10 protein-coding genes are annotated in these 22,513 nt (G+C 38.7%); 4 read left to right on the forward strand and 6 right to left on the reverse strand.

Annotation, left to right across the window (positions count from 1 at the left end):
- Positions 1-63: 63 nt before the first annotated feature.
- Positions 64-1,842, forward strand: a complete 1,779-nt coding sequence (locus ACM46_RS17340; protein ID WP_048507957.1) for an AMP-dependent synthetase/ligase — start codon at positions 64-66, stop codon at positions 1,840-1,842.
- A gap of 207 nt (positions 1,843-2,049) precedes the next feature.
- Here the strand turns inward: ACM46_RS17340 and ACM46_RS17345 are convergent, their stop codons facing one another.
- Positions 2,050-2,826: a zinc ribbon domain-containing protein gene (locus tag ACM46_RS17345; protein ID WP_048507958.1), complete on the reverse strand. Its 777-nt coding sequence runs from the start codon at positions 2,824-2,826 to the stop codon at positions 2,050-2,052.
- A 2-nt stretch (positions 2,827-2,828) separates the two neighbouring features.
- Positions 2,829-3,926 carry a Nif3-like dinuclear metal center hexameric protein gene (locus ACM46_RS17350; protein WP_048507959.1) on the reverse strand — a complete coding sequence of 366 codons (1,098 nt, stop codon included), beginning with the start codon at positions 3,924-3,926 and terminating at the stop codon, positions 2,829-2,831.
- 61 nt (positions 3,927-3,987) lie between these two features.
- Between ACM46_RS17350 and ACM46_RS17355 the strand changes: the two genes are divergently transcribed.
- The gene (locus ACM46_RS17355) at positions 3,988-4,815 is read left to right on the forward strand and encodes an ion transporter (protein ID WP_048507960.1); all 828 of its coding nucleotides are present in this window, start codon (positions 3,988-3,990) and stop codon (positions 4,813-4,815) included.
- Between the two features lie 297 nt (positions 4,816-5,112).
- Here the strand turns inward: ACM46_RS17355 and ACM46_RS17360 are convergent, their stop codons facing one another.
- The 4 genes from ACM46_RS17360 to dnaE all read right to left on the reverse strand — a co-directional run bounded on the left by ACM46_RS17360 (position 5,113) and on the right by dnaE (position 17,655).
- Positions 5,113-6,705 (reverse strand): GEVED domain-containing protein, encoded by a 1,593-nt coding sequence (locus ACM46_RS17360; protein ID WP_048507961.1) that lies wholly within the window; start codon positions 6,703-6,705, stop codon positions 5,113-5,115.
- Positions 6,706-6,914: 209 nt separating this feature from the next.
- Positions 6,915-8,816 (reverse strand): T9SS-dependent choice-of-anchor J family protein, encoded by a 1,902-nt coding sequence (locus ACM46_RS17365; RefSeq protein ID WP_048507962.1) that lies wholly within the window; start codon positions 8,814-8,816, stop codon positions 6,915-6,917.
- Between the two features lie 284 nt (positions 8,817-9,100).
- Positions 9,101-12,658 (reverse strand): T9SS type A sorting domain-containing protein, encoded by a 3,558-nt coding sequence (locus ACM46_RS17370; protein ID WP_083997446.1) that lies wholly within the window; start codon positions 12,656-12,658, stop codon positions 9,101-9,103.
- A gap of 329 nt (positions 12,659-12,987) precedes the next feature.
- The gene (dnaE, locus tag ACM46_RS17375) at positions 12,988-17,655 is read right to left on the reverse strand and encodes a DNA polymerase III subunit alpha (RefSeq protein WP_048507964.1); all 4,668 of its coding nucleotides are present in this window, start codon (positions 17,653-17,655) and stop codon (positions 12,988-12,990) included.
- A 290-nt stretch (positions 17,656-17,945) separates the two neighbouring features.
- Between dnaE and ACM46_RS17380 the strand changes: the two genes are divergently transcribed.
- Both ACM46_RS17380 and ACM46_RS17385 read left to right on the forward strand, forming a co-directional pair.
- Positions 17,946-20,039 carry a S8 family peptidase gene (locus ACM46_RS17380; RefSeq protein WP_048507965.1) on the forward strand — a complete coding sequence of 698 codons (2,094 nt, stop codon included), beginning with the start codon at positions 17,946-17,948 and terminating at the stop codon, positions 20,037-20,039.
- 312 nt (positions 20,040-20,351) lie between these two features.
- Positions 20,352-22,481, forward strand: a complete 2,130-nt coding sequence (locus ACM46_RS17385) for a S8 family peptidase (protein ID WP_048507966.1) — start codon at positions 20,352-20,354, stop codon at positions 22,479-22,481.
- The last annotated feature ends 32 nt before the right edge of the window (positions 22,482-22,513 follow it).

A 22,513-nucleotide genomic window follows, 5' to 3' on the forward strand; every position in this document is an offset into this window, starting at 1 on the left:
CTGATTACTACAATTAAAAAAAATGCTTATATTTAAAATTCTTTAAAAATTGCTTAAAAAATCATGACAATCAAAAGATTATTCGATATACCCCATTACGCTTTAGAAAAGTTTCCTAAAACGGATATGTTTGTGACAAAATACCAGGGCGAATGGAAAAAAACTTCAACGTTAGAGTTTATCAATCAGGGAAATAAAATATCCAGAGGACTACTGAAACTGGGTATCAAACCCGGAGACAAAATTGCTCTGATTACCACCAATTCCCGTACGGAATGGGCTGTTATGGATTTTGGACTGTCTCAGATCGGGGTAGTTTCCGTTCCTGTTTATCCAAGTATTTCTGCGGAAGATTATGAATTCATCTTTAATAATGCGGAAATTCAGTATTGTTTTGTATCTGATAAGGAACTGCTCACTAAAGTAATGAAGGTAAAGCATAATATTCCTTCTTTACAAGGTGTATTTACTTTCGATACCATAAGCGGAGCAGCCAACTGGAGAGAAATTCTTGATCTAGGGGAAGATGATTCTACCCAAATTGAAGTGGAGGATTTGTCCAATGCGATCAATTCTGAGGATCTTGCTACTATCATTTATACATCAGGAACTACGGGAAGACCGAAAGGGGTAATGCTTACCCACCACAATATTGTTTCCAATGTTCTGGGTTCAATTCCGAGGATTCCGAAAAGGAAAAGTCTTGATTACAAAGATTCCAGAGCTTTGAGTTTCCTTCCGATCTGTCATATTTTCGAAAGAATGCTTTTCTATCTGTATCAGTACAATGGATTTTCTATCTATTTCGCCGAAAGTATTGATAAAATGGGCGAAAACATTAAAGAAGTGAAGCCTCATTATATGACTGTGGTACCACGACTGGTGGAAAAAGTATATGATAAAATCTACAATACAGGTTCGTCTGCAGGCGGCCTGAAATCTAAAATATTTTTCTGGGCTCTCAATTTAATCAGTAAAAAGAAAGTGATCGGAAAACCTTCCGGATTACAGGAAATCATTGCAGACAAGCTGGTTTTCTCTAAATGGAGAGAAGGTCTGGGCGGCGAAATCGTCACACTGGTTTCCGGTTCTGCAGCATTGTCTACAAGATTAAATATGATGTTCCAGAATGCCGGAATCCCTATTCTTGAAGGTTATGGATTAACGGAAACCTCTCCGGTAATTTCTGTAAACAGTTTTGAAAAAATGAAAGTAGGAACCGTAGGAATTCCATTGGATAACTTACAGGTGAAGATTCAGGAAGATGGAGAAATTACCGTAAAAGGACCTTCTATTTTCAAAGGCTATTTCAAAGCTGAAGATATGACCAAAGAAGCTTTTACAGAGGACGGCTATTTTAAAACGGGAGATATCGGACATATAGACAGTGAGGGATTCCTTCAGATTACCGATCGTAAAAAAGAAATGTTCAAAACCTCCGGAGGAAAATACATTGCCCCTCAAACCATTGAAAACCAAGCAAAAGCTTCAAAATTCATCGAACAGATTATGGTGGTGGGCGATGGTGAAAAAATGCCGTGCGCATTGGTTCAGCCTGACTTTGAATTCGCTAAAAACTGGGCCATGAGAAACAACCTGAATATTGGTTCCAATCCTGCAGAAATTGCAAAAAGCCCTGAACTAAAGGAGAGAATTGAAAAAGAAATCGACGGCATCAATGAGCATCTGGGGAATTGGGAAAAGATCAAAAAGATTGAACTTACTCCGGAAATCTGGTCTATCGACTCAGGATTGCTGACTCCTACTTTAAAGCTGAAAAGAAAAGCGATTAAAGAGAAATTTATGGATCTCTACAATAAAATGTACGAGCATCACGATTAAAAATACAATGAGCTGTTTCAAAATGGAACAGCTTTTTTTATGTTTTGGCTACTAAACCGCGGGGGAACTTATGGTATGATAAATGATGAATGACAACGGATGAATGATAAATGGACTAAAGTTCGTTCCTATTGAATATTTACATGATTAAGCATAAAAAAAGTGCTTCATTGCTGAAGCACTTTTTTATTATTTTTCAATCGATAATTAGAATTTAATTACGGATTTCATTTTGTCATTTTCTTCCATTACCAATTCGTCATCTACAAGAATTTTTCCGGAATGCTCATCAATAATGATTTTCTTTCTCTGAGCAATTTCCATCTGCTTTTGAGGCGGAATAGTGAAGAATGAACCTTTTGGAGCTCCTCTTTCTAATCCTACAACAGCTAGTCCGTTGATAGAGCTTTTTCTGATTCTGTTATAAGAAGAAAGCAATCTCTCGTCAATCTTACCGGCAAATTCCTTAGACTGCTCTATTAGGTATTCTTCTTCTTTCTGAGTTTCAGCAATAAGGCCTTCCAGCTCTTCTTTCTTGAATTTCAGGTGGTTTTTCAGATCGCCGATTTTATCGTTAAGTTCGCTTAAAGTTTCATTTTTATGAGCAATTTTAGCTCCGAATTCTTTAATTCTCTTTTCAGCAAGCTGTATTTCCAGATCCTGGAATTCTATTTCCTTACCTAGTGCTTCAAACTCTTTATTGTTTCTTACATTATCCTGCTGAGATTTGTATTTTTCAATTAAAGTTTTCGCATGGTTAATCACTTCATGTTTGGTTTTGATCTGATCGTCCTGATCTTTAATATCTGCATGAAATTTTTCAGCTCTTTTTTCAAGACCTTCAATCTCAATTTCAAGATCTTCAACTTCAATTGGCAATTCTCCTCTGGTATTACGGATTTCATCCAATCTTGAATCAATGATCTGCAAATCGTATAAAGCTCTTAATTTTTCTTCAACTGAAATATCGTTGGTTTTTGCCATATTTAAATGAAATAATTTACTGGGTTTGTTTTTTCAATAGATTTTGAAATTGCAAATGTACTAAATTTTTGTGATAAAATTTCAAATAATTGTTGAGTTACAAATTGTTCTGATTCATAATGGCCTATGTCGCAGATCAGCATTTTAGATTCTGCCAGAAAAAAATCGTGGTATTTAATATCTCCAGTAAGATAAGCATCACATTTCCGGGATAAAGCAGCCTTGATTCCGCTGGCTCCGGATCCGCCAATAACCCCTACTCTTTTAATTTTTCTTTGAATAAAACCGGAATGTCTGATTACTTCCAGTCCGAATTTTTCTTTCACCAGTTTTAAAAAATCCTGCTCATCCATTTCCTCATCCAATTCACCGTACATTCCCAATCCGGAGTGCTGGTTTTCATTGTCTAATTGATAAATCTGATAGGCTACTTCTTCATAAGGATGTGCGCTTTTCATTGCAGAAATAATACGCGCCTGTTTGTAACCTTCAAAAATAACAGAGATCATATCTTCATCTGCGTTTTCACGTACATTGTGCTGCCCGGAAAATGGATTTGAGCCTTCCATCGGTCTGAAAGTACCGTTTCCGTTGAGTGTAAAACTGCATTCATCATAGAATCCAATATTCCCGGCTCCTGCGGAAAAAAGAGCTTCTTTCACCTGTTCCGACTGTTCTTTAGGGACAAAAACAGTCAGTTGTTTTAAATTATTTTTCTTAGGCTGAAGGATTTTCATGTCTTTTAGTCCCAATTGGCTACATATTCCGTGATTAACGCCAAAGAAGTCATTATCGAAGGCTGTATGGATGGCATAAATAGCGATTTTATTTTCAATGGCTTTTAACACAGCTTTCTCTACATAATTCTTTCCGGTTAAAGATTTTAATCCTGAAAAAATAATAGGATGAAAACATACAATCAGATTACAGTTTTTCTGAACAGCCTCATCTACAACATTCTCCAGAGCATCATGGCAGACCAATATTCCGCTTACATTCCGATCCGGAACTCCGCAGAGCAATCCTACATTATCGAAATCTTCTGCCTGCTGCAATGGAATACGGTTCTCTATTTTTGAAATTACTTCGCTTATTGTCATTTTATTCTGTATGTTTGCTACGAAAATAACGATAATTTGTTAATTTTAAAAAACATTCAAAATGGAAAAAGAGCATAATCTTGTTCCCGAAGACAAGCTTTGGAAAAGGTTTCTTTACAGGGTTATCTACCGCGCCGATACCAAACTCGGAAAATTATTTGACATTGCATTATTATCCCTGATTCTGATAAGTACAGCCATCATCATGATGGAAAGTGTTCCTCAGCTCGATAAAAGATTTCATACTACTTTTTTGATCCTGGAATGGGTAATTTCCATCTTTTTCACCATTGAATACTGGCTGCGGATCAGTGTTGTGAAAAATAAAAAACATTACATTTTCAGCTTTTTCGGCATCATTGATTTTCTGGCTCTTGTCCCTTTCTATCTGAGTTTCTTTTTTCCGGTGACCAAGTATTTCCTTATCTTCAGAATGTTGAGAATGCTTAGGATTTTCAGAATTTTCAATCTCCTGGATTTCATGAATGACGGGTACCTCATCGTAAGAGCATTAAAGAACAGTTCCAGAAAAATCTATATTTTCCTTTTGTTTCTGATTATTTTTTCAGTGATTGTAGGGTCTCTGATGTTTATGGTGGAAGGCGGAAGACCCGGCTTTGAAACCATTCCACAGTCTATTTACTGGGCGGTAGTTACTGTAACGACTGTAGGATATGGAGATGTCTCTCCTATCACCCCGATGGGTAAGTTTTTTGCTGTTATTTTAATGTTGGCCGGTTATTCCATCATTGCGGTTCCTACAGGGATTGTAACGGCAGAAATGCGGAACAAAAGACAGAATCTGGAAAAGATCTGCGACCAGTGTGGAAATGAAGATATAGATGATGATGCCAGGTACTGCAAACAATGTGGCAAGAAATTAGCTTAGTATTGGGTATAACTATTCATCTATTAACCAAATACCACAAAAATCATGGAACCACAAAAGAAAAATAGACCGAACAGTCTGGTCGTCATCCTATTCTCTCTCATTGTACTTATGATTATTATTTACTTTGTATTGGTCCTGTTTTTCCCAACTATTTTTGAGCATATGACTACAGGGGAAATTCAGCCGGTGCCCAATAAGTGATGAGTAATGAGTGATGAATGATGAATGATGAGTGATATAAAAAAAGACGGCTGGCGCCGTCTTTTTTCTTTGTAATATGTGTTATTTGGGTTTTTATTTTTTGATGGCTTTTATCATCTGTTTGGAGCCGTCTTTCATATGTAAAGTAACGAAATATAACCCTTGTTTCAAGTCTCCCAAATGTAACGCTGATGAAGGGTTTTCAATAGTTTTCACTAGTCTTCCGGAAACATCAGAAACCGAAACTGATTTCACAAGATCAGCTTTTGAAATATTCAACACTTCTGTGAAAGGATTCGGGTATGCTTTAATTTCCGCTTTTGCTTTGGAAACTTCTGATGTGGAAAGAGAGGCTGACTCCACTTTAAAATTATCGACAAAGAACTCATAATCCTCAGGATCGTTAACAGTTCCGTCTGACGCATAAAATGCAAATACAGTGTTGGCTCCGGTATAGGACGTTAAATTATAAGAATAGGTTGTAGAGGCATTGGTTGGCGCATTGGCTGCATCCCATGTCTGAAGAACAGTCCATGTGCTTCCTCCGTCACCGGAAACCAGGAACTGAACTACATCATCAGATCCCATAGCGGATGCGCTGGTTCCGAAAAATTCTGTAACTGCATAATCAAATTTCACTCTATATCCTCCTGCAGACAGGTTGAAAGGTACTGTTTTCAGCCATGCTGCGGTACCTGTAAAATATAGATTTACTTTGGCGGAATTATCATCATTTCCTGCGTTCAGGAAATCTCCCTCATACCATAGTTCTAATGTATCATCCGGCCCTGTGGAAGGATCACCTCCTGAGGCCTGCTCCCAGCAGCTACCCGGGAATGTTGAAAAATCATTAGTATATGTGGTGGTTGGCACAATGGTGGCACATTCTGTTGTAAAAGACGTTTCTAAAGACCATCCGCTTTTATCGGAAATGCTGCATACAGATCTTACCCATACATAATAGGTAGTAGCAGGAGTAAGAGAAGATAATGACGCGGATAAAGTGGATGCATTTACGCTTCCTGAAGCTGCAGTTGTACTTGTAGGTGATGTATTGGCAGGTGAATAATAGTATTCATATCCTACGCCAACGGTGCTTGTGGGAGCCACCCAAGAAATGGACGCTGAGTTTGAAGTAATTGTATTTGAAGACAAATTATTGGGTGCAAGACAACTTGGAACGGCCCCAATAACTACAGTATAATCGTGGGCTTCTCCATAACCCATCGTATTACAAGGCTCCGGCTGACTTGAGAAGCGGTCTCCTACTCTTATTCTATACGTTCCGGGGGTAATGGTTGAAGGAATACTTATGCTTCCATTGGTCACAGAATTAGTATCCGATCCTGTACTGCTTGCTTCAGCAACAAGCTCCGGTGCTGTGTCATCAAAGGTTCCGTTATTATCAAAGTCAATCCAGATTCTCACATTCTGATCGGAATACTCATGGGTTACGGAAAAGGAATAATTAACTCCGGCGTTTAAATTGATGGTCTGGGAAAGATAATCTCCGTATGCCGCCTGAGAACATCCCGTATCAAGATGGCTGAAACCTGCTCCCGGAATCTGAAAGCTATTGATCATATCTCCTCCATCACATCCGCTGGAAAACTCAGGTATACAATAGGTCTGGGCAAATACACATGTACTGATTGTTAATAAATTCGCAAGTAAAATCTTTTTCATATAATAATTTTTTATGGTATAATCGAATTTAATAAAAAAAAACTAATAAAAAAACTATTTCACTTAAAAAAGACCAGTCAATCAATTGTTTATAAAATAGTACAACCTGCAATGATCATTCAATTATCCTACTAAATAATTACACTCATTTTAATCAAAAAAACAGCAGCCTTTCGACTGCTGTTGATGAAATGATAGGTTATTGAGATCTATCTTTTAATTGTCTTAATCGTTTGTACTGATCCGTCTTTCATATGCAATGTGATCAGATACATTCCCTGTTTTAAATCTCCCAGATAAAGAGATGACGAAGGTGTATCAATTGTTTTCATCCACCTTCCTGCAGAATCGGTAACCGACACAGATTTGACTTTGGATGCATCAGAAATATTCAGAATATCCGTGAAAGGATTCGGATGCACTTTAATAGTGTTTTCTTTTTTATTGATATCAGCTGTGGCCATCGTGGTACAATCCTGGGTTATTGAAATTGAATATTTCCCAAATCTTTCTGCCGAATATCCTGTTAATAATACATAGTAGGTTGTTCCCGCTGTTGCATTGAATGTTAACGTAGATGCATCATAAAGATTATTTGTACATCCACTGTCTGCATATCCAACTCCCGAAGTGTTACCTACACAGGTAAGTGAAGAACAGTCTCCCGAATATACCCTCAGATAACTGTCAAATTCAGTTCCACATGCATTGACTGTTATTGCGCCTGTAGTTTGTGCCGTAACGGTATACCATACTCCTTTGTAGCTTGCAGTAGTGTCAGCACCACCACAGGTACTGCTCGGTAAAGTTTCATCTGCAGCCAGTGCATTATTCCCTTCTACTATTCCACCACAAGGGATAGCTATTGCTGTATCACAGGTATCGTTAGCAGGAACCACAGGTGTTGTCACACAAATACTGAAATTTGATTCTATAGCGACTGCAGTTGATGAAGAATATACTCTTACATAGTACATCTGACCGGCTGTTAAGTTTGTCAGCAGTACATTAGAGTTACCATAGGCACCTGAAGAGCAGGAAACTGTAGCCAAAGCTCCACAAGATCCGGAATAAACCTGTGTTGCTGTAGCATTATCCGTATAGTTTACAGTCACAAGCTGAGTAGCTGCAGTAGCCGTAAATGAATACCAGACATCATCATTGATACCGGTTATGCTACAGGTTGGTGCTGTTTCTGTACTTTGAGTGGCTCCGGCGGTAGTACCACTTAAAGAATTAGTACAGGTTTCGGTACTGCTTACTGATAAGGAAACCGCATTAGCACAATTATCATTAGCCGGTACTGCCGCTGTGGTAAAGGAAATTTCTGAACATCCTGCCGCATCTCCAAATGCATTGTATGGAATTACCGTTGCATAGTAAGTGGTATTTGAATTTAAGATCCCAGGTGTATTATAGGTTGTTACATCTCCTGCATCAACATTATTGGCTACATCAGTTCCGCCGCTCGTTGTCCCAACTCTAACCTTATATCCAGTGGCTGAAGTAATGTGTTGCCAGTTTAGGATACCATCTGCCTGTACTCCGGTTGCCCCGTTCACCGGTGTGTTAATAGTTGTGCATGGAGGTACAGCTGTAGGCACCGAATCTACTATAAAAGTATCGGCAAAAAGATAAAACTGGTCTGTATCTGTTGCATGGATCGCTACATAAACAGTTTGCCCTGCATAGGCGGATAAACTGATTGTTTTCTTTGTCCAGACACCCGGCGCTTTTTCAGTTGGCTGAAGTACAACAGTAAATGCACCAGATGTTTGGTCTGTTGTTGAAAGCAGTACTTCATAATTTTCCAGGAAACTTGAATATCCTGATTTAACATAGAAAGAAAATCTATCACTAATCCCTGCCTGTACATTAATTGCCTTTGTAATTAAATAATCATTGTGAGCTGTATCATCATAGGTAATCCCTGCTACATTTGTCCCTGATTGTGCCGCATCTGGCGGTACACGAATATCCCATCCATTTGGTCCTCCGTTGTTAATAACGGCCCATCCTGTCGGAAGTGTAGTTCCGCCATCGAAATTCTCCGTCCATTGCCCGAACATTAAAACAGGCAGAATGGTTAAAAAAAATAGTAGTTTTTTCATTTCGTTAGATTTTAAATTAATGATTGAAAAATATCAATATTTATCAATTTAAAATACAAAAAGAAAAATATAGCCTTAATTTACATAACAAACAACATTTATTAATACATGAACATCAATAATAATAAAAACCAATAAAAAGAAAATAATTCCCCATAAATAGAAATAAATTTCAATGCTTTATTTCAGAAAAATTCAACCAAAAAGAACACCTGCGAATCAGTAATAATAAAACAGCAGCCTTTCGGCTGCTGTCTCTTTATAGTGAAGGTTAATAAAAGTTTTTATTTTTTAATGGCTTTGATGATCTGCTTAGATCCATCTTTCATATGAAGTGTAACCAGATACATTCCTTGTTTCAAGTCTCCTAATTGAAGAGTTGCAGAAGGGCTGTCAAAGGTTTTCACTAATTTTCCTGAAAGATCAATAATCGCTACTGATTTTACTTTAGAGATGTCTGAAATAGTCAGGGTCTCTGCAAAAGGATTAGGATATGCTTTAAGTTTATCCTCTTTATTCACTTCAGAAGTACCCATTGTAGAACAGTCCTGCGTTACAGAAATGGTATATTTTCCAAATCTTGCCGCAGTATATCCTGTCAGTAATACATAATAGGTTGTTCCTGCCGTAGCGTTGAATGTTAATGTAGATGAATCATTAAGATTGGTACCAGGACATCCGCCGTCAGCAAATCCAACTCCTGAATTATTACTTACACATGTAAGTGCTGCACAACTTCCGGAATACACTCTTAAATAGCTGTCAAACTCAGCTCCACACGCGCTTACAGTTATTGGTCCTGTAGCTTTAGCATTTACAGTATACCATACTCCTTTGTAGCTTGCTGTAGTAGTAGTTCCTCCACAAGTGCTGCTTGGTAAAGTTTCATTGGTAGCCAGTGCATTGTTGCCTTCCACTGTTCCGCCACAAGGGATAGCTATTGCCGTATCGCAAGTGTCGTTAGCCGGAGCTACAGGTGTTGTCACACAAATACTGAAAGAGGAAGCCGTAGCTGCAGTGCTTGAAGAAGAATATACTCTTACGTAATAAACCTGCCCTGCAGTTAAAGTAGTCAACAGTACATTTGAATTACCAAATCCTCCATCTGTACAGGCAATGGCAGTAAAGCTTCCGCAAGATCCTGAATAAACCTGAGTTGCCGTAGCATTGTCAGTATAGTTCACAGTTACAAGTTGAGTAGCCGCTGCAGCTGTAAATGAATACCAAACATCATCATTGATTCCGCTGGCAGCACAAGTTGGTGTAGTTCCAGTACTTTGAGTAGCACTGAAAGTAGACCCGATTACAGGAGAAGAACAGGTTCCGGTGTTACTTACAGTTAATGAAGTAGCATTAGCACAGTCATCATTAGCCGGCGGCGGCGGAAGTGTTCCAATACAAATGTTAAATGTGTTGGCATAAACCGTTGTAGCGGTATTGGCATTGGAGTTATAAACTCTTACATAATACGTTTCTCCAGCTGTAAGACCTGTAAGTGAAGTATAATTTGTATTTGAAGTGATGCATGTCTTGTTTACCAAAGCTCCGCATCCTCCTGTGAATACCTGAGCATACAGACTTGTAGACGAGCTGCTTCCCACAGAAACTACATTCTTCAACCAGATCGTATGTGCAGTACCGGTTGCAGTAAACGAATACCAAACATCATCATCAGGATTACCTGTACATGTACCTACCGGAACTGAAGAGTTGGTAGCACTTAAAGTGGTTCCTGCAGCCACAGATCCACAGTTCATATCAGGATTTACAGTCAGAGGAACAGCATTTGCACATTCGTCATTAGCTGGTGCTGCTGGCAGTGTTCCGATACAAAGATCAAATGAGTTCGCATATAATGAAGCTCCTGAATTAGCATTGGAGTTATAAACTCTTACATAATAAGTGTCTCCTGCATTCAGGTTAGATAAAACAGTGTAAGTTGTATTGGATGTAATACATGTAGTGCTGGTTAAAGTACCGCAAGCACCACTAAATACCTGTGCATATAGTGAAGTAGATGCAGAAGTTCCAACAGAAACTACATTTTTCAACCAGATGGTATGTTTAGTTCCCGTAGCTACAAATTTATACCATACATCATCATCCGGAGTACCACTACAAGTACCTACCGGCACTGAAGAATTAGTAGCTCCTGAAGTATTTCCTGAAGTCACAGATCCACAGTTCATATCCGCATTTACAGCTACTGTTACAGCATTGCTGCACTCGTCATTAGCTGGCGGCGGCGGCGGAGTAGAAATACAGATATTAAAGCTGGCATTGGTATTAGCATTGGATGAATATGTGTATACTCTTACATAATACGTCTGTCCTGGAGTAAGTCCGGTTACCATATTGATATCTGCATCAGAACACAGAATGCTGGTTAAATTGCCACAGCTTCCTCCAAGAACCTGGAAATACATATCCGTATCTGAGCTAACCCCTGTTGATACTATATTAGATAAGGTAACAAGGTGGCTGCTTGCTGTAGCGGTAAAGCTATACCATACATCGTCTCCTGGGTTACCACTACAAGGGGTAGCGGCCATAGAATAACTTGCCCCCAGTGTATTGCCCGGTGTTGTGGCAGTACATGTCAAGCTAGGGTTTACAGTTAATGATGTTGCATTGGCACAGTCATCATTAGCAGGAGGTACCGCTGCACTGGTTGTAAAGTTTCTTTCTGTACATCCTGTAGAAGCAACATTTCCGTTGTAAGCCGTTATGGTATAGAAATATTGTGTGGAAGGGTTAAGCTGCTGTGCAGTGGTTAAAGTATAAAGTAAGATATTTCCTAAATCAAAATTAGCCAGTACATTGTTAGCCCCGGCAGAAGTTCCGATACTCAGGCGATATCCCGTAGCTCCTGTTACAGAAGCCCATGAAAATGTAGGTTTCGTTGAAGTCCCTACAACAGCAGATGTAGGAGCACTCACAGTAGGGCATGCTAACGTAGAAGTAGTTGTAAAACTTCTTTCTGCACATCCTGTACTTGTTCCTAAAACATTCACTGCATAAACTGTATAGTAATATTGTGTATTAAAGTTCAGGAAGCCGGCAGGTGTATAACTTGTTACATTTCCTACATCCACCATATTCATGACGTCTGTGCCACCCGGAGTTGTTCCGATGCTCAACTTGTAAGAAGATGCATAGTTGGACGCTGTCCAGGTAATAGCAGGCGCAACAGCTACATTGGTAGCACTTGCAGCAGGAGCTGTAACAGCCGGACAAGCCGGAATAGCAGCCGAGCTAAGTCCCAATAATCCTGTAATAGACTTTATTGTTCCTCTGGTTCCCGAAGGAGGAGATGCAGGATCCGGATTCGTCGTATCACTTCTGTAAGCAATCCCAGAATTTGAAGGCCCTGTATAAGTATAGAACCTGTTACTACTGGCTGTAAAGTCTGCTGTATTTTCGTCTACAGCTATCACCAGGTTATCTGTATTGTTATAAGCAAAAGGTGAACTGAAATTAACAGTAACTTCGCTACCCACTACATTTACAGCCCCTGAAAACACCTGCGTCATATTGGCCAAAGGGATCCAGTCTGTATTAGAGCTAAAGGTTGTTTTTGTTGTGTGACCAATGTAAACCACCCAATCTACAGTTTTAGAAATATCTGCATTATTCGGGAGATAGAATTTCACTCCTGTAATATTTCCCGCTGCAGATGCATTAATCTCTGTTTTGGCAAAAATTTGCTGGCTGTAATTATAGCCATAATTTACGTCCACGGGCATGTATCCGCCCTGGGTAGTTCCTCCGCCCAAGACCACCTGGGCATTAACGAGTGTCGCTATTAAAAAAAACAAACACGACAATAGAGTTTTTTTCATACTTAGTAAAATAAAATTAGGGAGGTAAATGTAAACAAATATTTCACTAAATATCAAAAATTATCATAAAATATTAAATATCAAATCAATAATAATTAATTTTATTAAACAAAATCAAATACTTGTTTAATATTGCATATAAATTCACAATTAAAAACAACAACATTAACCACTGAATATCAACAAGTTAAATTATTTATAAAAATCACGCCGAGTGGATAAATTTCTATTTAACATAAAAAATTATTTAAAATTTTCACCAAATAACGATTTATTTAAAATAAAAAAAGCGACAAAATGCCGCTTCAATGTTTCTTATAATCTTAATTTTAATTCAGATAAAACTCATATTTGTTGAGGAGCTGAATCTCTTTAATGAGATCCCCGTTCAGATCCACAGAATGTTTCATAGACTGTACTTCTATATGGGAATCATCTTCAATATTCTTAATAAAGAATTTGAGCTTCTGGCTTCCTTTATTTCTGTCGAGAACAGTTCTGAAAAACTCCAGATCTTCCGTACGAACATCCATGACATCCATCACCAGGGAAATACTTTTCGCAAAACGCTCAAAAGCCTCCTGAAGCTCAATGACATCATTCACATTCACAAATACCCTCCCGTCTTTTACCTGAGCAAATTTTATTTTAAAAATCACAAATCTCTGAACTTCAAGCTTTTCTTTCAATTTCATGTAATCCCGGTCTCCAAGCCTGAATGAATAGGATCCGGAATAATCTTCCAGTGTAACAAAAGCTACTTTTTCACCACTTCTGAAACCATCCTGAACCCTGTATTCAGTAATCAGTCCTGCTACCGTATATTCTTTTCCGCCACCGCCATTTTCTCTTTCTTTCTGAAGTGTTTTCCAGTCTTTCTTCTTTTCTTCAAACAATTCTTCCTGTTTATTGGCAAAAGCCTGTTCTTTATAAGCATCTACCTCATCCAGATTTAAAAAGAGGAAATTTCCTTTCGGTTCCGCTTTCTTCACTACTTCTTCTACAATCTCTTCTTCACCAATAGACATTTCATCCGAAACAATTTCGGTAAGATCGACTGTTTCATCCTGAGTATCCGTCTCCAGAACCGGAACATTGTCCGTCACCACTTTTTCTTCCTCTTCTTTTTCCAGTACATTTTTTTTGGAAAGCTGTCCCTGCATAAACTGGAACTGGTATTTGAATTCGTCCAGCGGATGTGCGGAAAGATAGAATCCGATGATTTCCTTCTCTTTATTCAGCTTGTGCATATTCGGCCATTCCGGGCAAGGAAGAAGCTTAGGCTGCTCTATCTGTACCTCATCGGCAAAATCTGCGAAGAGGGAATGCTCCATTTCGTTTTTACTTTCCTGGAAGCTCTGTCCGTATCTGATGAGTCTTTCCAGATTCGTTTTACCAGCCATATCAATATCAAAATACTGACCTCTGTGGTAAGAACCAAGTTCGTCAAAAGCTCCTGCCAACACTAAACTTTCCGCCACTCTCTTGTTCATCTGAGAAGGCAGTATACGCTCAAAGAAATCGTAAATATTTTTAAACCTTCCATTGGCTCTTTCTCTGGTTATCGCTTCACTCGGCCCTTCTCCGATTCCTTTAATAGCCCCCAGACCAAAACGAATCTGACCTTTTTCGTTTACTGAAAATTTATACTGGGATTCATTAACATCCGGCCCCAAAACATCTACCCCGATACTTTTACAATCTTCCATGAACATGGTGATAGAATCTGTATTGTTGATGTTATTACTCATCACACTCGCCATATATTCAGCCGGAAAATTGGCTTTTAAATAGGCCGTATGATAGGCAATCAGCGCATAACATGTGGAGTGAGACTTGTTGAAGGCATATTCCGCAAAGGCTTTCCAGTCATTCCAGATTTTATTTAAACGGTCTTCATCGAGGTTGTTTTTCTTTCCACCTTCAATGAATTTCGGATACATTTTATTAAGAACATCGATCTGCTTTTTACCCATCGCTTTTCTCAATGTATCGGCCTCACCTTTGGTAAAGTCTGCAAGTTTCTGGGACAAAAGCATTACCTGCTCCTGGTATACGGTAATTCCGTAAGTTTCTTTTAAATATTCTTCGGTTTCAGGTAAATCGTAAACAATTTCTTCAATTCCGTGCTTTCTGTTGATAAAGTTCGGGATATATTTAATAGGTCCCGGGCGGTAAAGCGCGTTCATGGCAATAAGATCGGCAAAAACCGTAGGCTTCAGCTCTCTCATGTATTTCTGCATCCCCGGACTTTCATACTGGAAAATCCCAACGGTTCTCCCCTCTTTAAATAACTGGTAAGTTTTCACATCATCCAGAGGAATTTCATCCGGATCAAGATCTATATTGTGTCTCTGCTTAACCAGTTTCATGGCATCTTTAATGATGGTAAGGGTTCTAAGCCCCAGGAAATCCATCTTCAGAAGCCCCGCACTTTCCGCTACGGAGTTGTCAAACTGGGAAACCAGAATATCAGCATCCTTTGCAGCAATGGTGATCGGTACAAGGTTACTCACATCCTCAGGCGTAATAATTACCCCGCAGGCATGAATTCCTGTATTTCTGATACAGCCTTCCATTTTTTTAGCACTCGCCAATACATCGAAACGGGGATCCTCAGGGTTATCGAGAACCATCCTCATCTCATCTACCAGCATTTGCTCTTCGGGCTTCAGTTTATCGTATTTTGCCAAAGCTTTGGCGATGTTCATTCCCGGACTTGGGGGAATCAGTTTAGCGATATTGTTGGTATCGGGAATCGGGACATCCAGAACCCTTCCGGCATCTTTAATGGCAGATTTCCCCCCCAAAACGGAGTACGTAATGATCTGCGCTACCTGGCTCTGTCCGTATTTTTCAATCACCCACTTGATAATCCTGTCTCTACCTTCATCATCAAAGTCAATATCAATATCGGGCATCGAAATCCTTTCCGGATTCAGGAATCTCTCAAAAAGGAGGTCGTATTTAATTGGGTCTACATTGGTAATTCCAATACAATAGGCTACAGCAGAACCTGCTGCGGAACCCCTTCCCGGACCTACCCAAACTCCCATATTACGGGCTTCGTTGCAGAAATCCTGTACAATAAGGAAATATCCCGGATAACCGGTATTCGCAATTACATCAAGTTCAAAATCAAGACGTTCTTTTATTTCATCCGTAATTCCGGTATCCACATATCTTTTTCTGGCTCCTTCATAGGTTAAGTGGGTAAGATAAGCCATCTCCCCTCTTTTTCCTCCGTCTGCTTCGTCTTCTGCATGAATAAATTCTTCCGGAATATCAAATTTGGGAAGAAGTACATCTCTTTTTAAGGTATAAGGACTGAATTTCGCGAGAAATTCATCATAAGCCTCAAAAGCATCCGGATAAGCCAGAAATGCTTCCTTTATTTCGTCACTGTTTTTTATGTAGTATTCTCCGGTAGTAAGTCCTCTACGTTTCCCAAAGCCTTTTCCAACAGGAGTCGTTAATTTTTCCCCATCTTTGATACAGCTTACAATATCCTGGATATTGGCATCATCTTTATGGGTATAAAAGGTCTCGTTCTGAGCCAGGATCTTGGTATTATATTTATCAGCCAGATAGAGTAAAACTTCATTCAGGTGCTCTTCTTCAGGCAGTTTATGATTCTGAAGCTGAACATAAAAATCGTCTCCGAAGGTATCTTTCCACCATTTAAATAGTTCCTCCCCTTTCTGTTCCCCCGTATTCAGGATGGCGTCCGGAATATCTCCCAAAATTCCGGAAGTCACGGCAATAAGTCCTTCTTTGTATTCAGCGATCAATTCTCTGCTGATCCTCGGTACTCCAAAGTAGAATCCTTTTAAGAATCCTATACTCGACAGTTTGGCCAGGTTTTTATAACCATTGAAATCTTTAGCCAGCAGCACCATTTGGGTTCTTCTGTCCGGATCATCTTTTGTAAACTGTTTTTGCTCGTAACGGTCTGAGATATAAAACTCACAACCTACAACCGGAATAAGCGGTGTGGAAACCGGCTCCTGCTCTGTAAACTCTGTTCCGTTTTCTTCTGCTTCCTGTTTGTTGGCAAGGAATTCCTTATGTTTTTTAGAACGGTCTGAATTAGCAGATTCCACGGCGGAAACGAACTTAAAGGCCCCCATCATATTCCCGATATCTACTATTCCCACAGCAGGAAAATTATCATCAGAGGCTTTTTTGATAAGGTCATTAATCCCGGAAGTAGCCATCAGAGTTGAAAAAACACTATGACTATTGAAATTAAAATAGCTTCCTATATCAATTTCATCAATATTTCCGAAATCGGTCTGTTTTTTCTTATTATTAAAATCCGCTACCTGTCTCCGGATGACAATATTAAACGGTTTTATCGGATCCGGGTGGAGGGTTTTAAAATAAGCCAGCTGATCTTCAGACACCTTTAAAACTTCAGCAGGAATTACTCCTATCCTCATCATTTCAAAGAATACCCTGGCGGTTGCATTTACGTCGGCAGCAGCATTGTGGGCCTCATCAAATTTGTGCCCGTACAATTTTTCGTACAGTTCTTCAAGTTTCGGAGATTTGTATCTTCCTCCTCTTCCACCGCCAAGCTTACAGTAGTCTGTCCCTAGAATCATGGTATCGGCTCTGGGCTTTTCCTGAAGATTGTCTTTTATGGTTTTTCTATAAAATTCTGCTCCTACGATATTATAATCGAACTCTACGTTGTGTCCGGAAACAATTCTTACCCTGTCCAGTGCCTTTGAAAACTCTTCCAGGATCTCCTGAAGATCCCGTCCTTCTTCATTGGCGATTTTAGTTGTAATTCCGTGAATCCTCGCTGCATTAAAGGGAATATCGTACCCTTCAGGTTTTATAATATAATCCTGGTTTTCTATTAAATTACCATCATCATCATGTATCTGCCATGCAATCTGAACCATTCTTGGCCAGTTGTCTGAGTCTGAAAGCGGAGCATTGAAATTCTTAGGTAATCCGGTGGTTTCTGTGTCAAAAATTAAATACATATACGTTTCTAACTTTTTAAAAAAAGAGAATGTAAAGTTACTTCATTTTTTCAAAAAAACCATCACCCAATCCCTAAACAATAAATCATAATTTTTCATAAAACAAGGATTTTACGTAAAAAATCAAATTTATCTTTATTTCAAACCATTATCGCAAACAATATTACAATAAAAGAAATTAAACTAAATTATTATCAATAAAATATACCGTTTTATGAAAATAATATAAAAAATATAATTTAAAATTGATCCTGTTGTATATATTTGTCCTGTAACTCTAAAATACAAATATGAAAAAACATTTATTTCTGGCCGCAATGCTGGCCACACTGTTCGTGAATGCTCAGAAAAACGACAACCTGCAACGGGATTTCGAAAACCAAAGAATCATAAACAGTGAAAAGTTTGACGCTTATGTTTCTAGAAATTATGCATCTAATAAAAAAGATGCTAAAATCCAACAAGAAATTGAAGAGAAAAAAAGTGTTCTTGCAGGATTTTTAGGAGACACTCCTTATTTCTACGAGCTTCATGATATTGATCAAACCAAAAACTCCAATTCCGATTTTCTTCAGAACGGAACCGTTTCAGGACTAAACGGATCTTTTAACGGTGAGAATATTAAGATCACCGTGTTTGACGGAGGAAGAGTATTTGCAACACACAACGTTTTTAACAATGCAGCCAATCGTGTAACCAACAAAGAAGCCAATACAATGAATTACAGTGCACATGCTACTGCAGTATCAAGTTTTATTGGTGGAAAATCATACATTTCCAACTCCAAGGATATTCAGGGTATTGCTAAAAACTGTACTTTTGATTCTTATGCGTTTATGACCTCAACACTTCCGGGAAATACTTCCCAAAGCAGTGTTTTTCAAAAAATAGTAACCGCACAGCCTAAATTATCAAACCATTCATACGGAACCAATTTAGGTTGGGATTACCGTCCTTTACAGGGCATATGGGTGTGGAATGGCTATTACAGTAATGGCACTTCATATAATGCACAGGGAACCTATCTTTCCAATGATGAAAACTACGATAAAATTGTGTACAGCAATCCATCTTACGTCATTGTAAAATCTGCTGGAAATTCCTATGGGATGATACCGCCTGCCGGAGCTACTAATAAATACTACAAAGATTCATTGGGAAATCTTGTTGCTTTCAGTTCTTCAGACACCAATCTCCCTTTAAAAAACTGTAATTCAGGATATGATTGTATAGGTACAGGTTCATTAGCCAAGAATATCATTGTTGTAGGTGCCACAAATATTCTTACCGCAGCTGATAAAAGATACACCAACGCCTCAAATGTTATAAAATCGAGCTACAGCAGTGCAGGGCCAAGAGATGACGGAGGTATTAAACCGGATATTACCACAGTAGGAACCAACGTAGGGCATGCCTCTACGGCAGAAGATACTACCGGAAGCTCTATTTATAGCTCAGGCAGTGGAACATCTTACTCCGGTCCTATTGTAGCAGGAATTATCGGACTTTGGACTCAAATCAACAAACAACTTCTCAGCGGTGCTGAATTCAATGCTGCTTCCGCAAAAGTACTTACTATTCATTCTGCGTCTGAAGCCGGAAATATAGGACCGGACCCTCACCATGGATGGGGTTTCATTAATGCTAAAAAAGGAGCTGAGCTTTTGGTAGGAAAATCTAATGGTACCGTTATATTTTCGGATGAAGCCTTAACCAGCGGTATTGCCAACAAAAAAACAGTTACTGCCTCCGGAAGCGAGCCACTTAAAGTAACCATATCATGGATTGACCCGGCTTATAAAACACCTAATTATCAAACTTTTGCTGAGCTTCATAATGTAAGAACATCAACATTAGTTAATGATCTTGATCTTAGAATTATTGACACCTCCAATAATACGGTTTATTATCCGTGGAAGCTTGATCCAGCCAATCCTCTAACAGCTACAAAAGCAGACAATAAGGTAGATAATGTGGAGCAAGTAGTCATTAATGCTCCGGTTGCAGGAAGATCTTACAGAATTGAGATCACCAATAAAGGTAACCTAGTTAACGATGCGGGCGCTAACACCAGTCAGAATTATGCCATCATGGTAACGGGTCACAGTACTGTGGCCAGAACCTCTGCAAAACCAAGCGAAGTAGCAAATTCATCAAACAGCATTGTGATTGCTCCTACCAAAACCACAAGCACTGTACAGGTAATGAATGCCCCTAAAAAATCAGTATTCAACATTTATGATCTTTCCGGCAAAAAGCTATCAAGCGGGTTAATCAATAATGAAAAAGAATCTTTAGATATTTCCACTTATCCTGCGGCGATATACATTATCGAAGTCAATACAGGAAAAGAAACTGTATCCAAAAGAGTCATCAAAGAATAATTCCCCAATCTATTTTCATTCTTCAGCCGTTTTCACTTGATGTGGAAACGGCTTTTACATAATATCTTAAAACGACTATTCCTTTCCAGCTTCTTAAAAGGTATCAAAAAGTAAAAAGAGACCCATGATTTAACATAATATAAAGCCTTTTTCAAGTATGAAAACTATTAGTATCAGGATCTTAAATTAAAATTATAAACAAGGGAATGGAAATGTTTTTATATTTTAAATCAAACCATTGATTTACAAATAATTACACCAAGCTATTTCATTTAATTGATATATTTAAGCATTACTTTTAATATAAATACTATGAAAAAAATCTTTATCCCGATTGGCATTTTAACCCTCATCGTTACAAATGCACAAAACAATGAAATTCTATTACAACAACTCGAAAAAGAAAAAATAGAAAACAAAACTAAATTTGAAACTTATGTCTCCAAAAAGTATGGCTCAGACCGCAGTCCGGAAATTTTAAAAGAAATTGAAGAAAAGAAAATAACACTTGCCGGATTTTTGCCAGGTAACAAACCTTACTTCCTTCAAGCTGAAGATCTGGATCAGGTCTTAAATTCTAATACAGACTTTCTTCAAGATGGAACGGTAACAGGACTTACCGGATCATTCAACGGAGAGAACATCAAATTTACCATTTTCGACGGAAGCACCGTGGGCGGCGCCGCAAGGGTATATGCGAATCATGTTCTTTTTAATAATATTCCCAACAGAATTACGAACAAGGAAAACAGCACCCTTATATACGGAGATCATGCTACTTCTGTTTCAGGGTTTATAGGATCAAAAAATTATCCTTTTACTTTCACATTGAATGATGGGACCACCAGACAGGTTAATTTTAAGGGAATTGCACCCAATTCATTTATTGATGCTTACTCTTTTGGTACCACTACATTACCCGGAGATACTTCATCAAGCAATGTGTTTCAAAAAATACTGATTGCACAGCCTAACATCTCCAATCATTCGTACGGAACGAATCAGGGATGGGGTATAGCCGCTGTTTCAGGAGCTACCGCCTGGGTATGGAACGGAAGCTTTACAAGTCCCAACACCTATTATGACGCGCAGGGAACCTATCATACGGGAGATAAAAATTATGATCAAATCGTATACAATAATCCTTCTTATATTATCGTAAAATCTTCCGGTAATTTTTTTGGCAACGGGCCAGGAGCTGACAATCTCAAAAGGTATTATACAAATGCCGCAGGAGCATACGTAGAATTTTCAGCTACAGATACACTTCCGCCTGTAAACTGTGTACAGGGTTATGACTGTATCGGCATAGGTTCACTGGGTAAAAACATTATAGTTGTAGGCGCCAATGACCGCATTACCGCCAACGGAGGAAGATATACGGCTGCTTCAGATGTTATTCATTCAAGCTACAGCAGTGCGGGACCAAGAGATGACGGAGGCATAAAACCGGATATCAGTACAGTAGGAACTGATGTTGCAAGTCCTACAACTGCTAACAACACTACGGGAAGCAACAGTGTTACCATTGGCAGCGGAACCTCTTATTCCGCCCCTATCGTAACAGGAATTATAGGGCTTTGGACCCAAATCAATAAGCAGTTATTTGCCGGCAGTCTTCTCAATGCGGCTTCTGCCAAAACTTTAATGATACATTCTGCTCTGGAAGCAGGAAACATTGGTCCTGATCCTCAATTTGGCTGGGGATTTATCAATGCTAAAAAAGGGGCAGAATTATTGGTGGGAAAATCTAACAATACCGTATTATTTAATGATGAAACCCTGAATAATAACACGCCGAATATCAAAAAGGTTATCGCTTCCGGTTCGGAGCCGTTAAAAATAACCCTGTCATGGGTAGATCCTGAATTTACCAACTTTGATAATGAATGGGCTTCCAATAACAACAACAGAAACTCTAAGCTGATTAATGATATAGATGTAAGAATTACCGATATGGTAACCAATGCTGTTTATACTCCCTGGAAACTTGATGCGCTAAGCCCGATGACACCCGCTACAAAAGGAGACAATACGGTAGATAATGTAGAACAGGTTATCGTAGATGCTCCCGTTGCAGGAAGGATTTATAAAATTGAAATTTCCCATAAGGGTACATTGAAAAACAATTCAGGTGCAGCAGCACCTCAGAACTATTCCATTCTGACTACAGGATATACTCAGGTATTAGGAACCCAGGAGAATGCTTATTTAACGAATATTGCCATTGCCCCTACTGTCACCAAAGACATTGTAAACATTCTTAAAGCACCTAAAAAATCAACTTACACTGTTTATGACTTATCCGGTAAAAAACTCCGGAATGGTATGATCAAAAGTGATAAGGAATATGTTGATCTTTCGGCTTACAATAAAGGAATTTACATCATTGAAATAAATACCGGTAAAGAAGTTATTTCTAAAAAAGTAATTAAGGAATAGGCCTTTACATCATTCAATCTTCACAAAATACT

Origin of the sequence: Chryseobacterium angstadtii (assembly GCF_001045465.1) — a bacterium.
GTDB lineage: Bacteria > Bacteroidota > Bacteroidia > Flavobacteriales > Weeksellaceae > Chryseobacterium > Chryseobacterium angstadtii.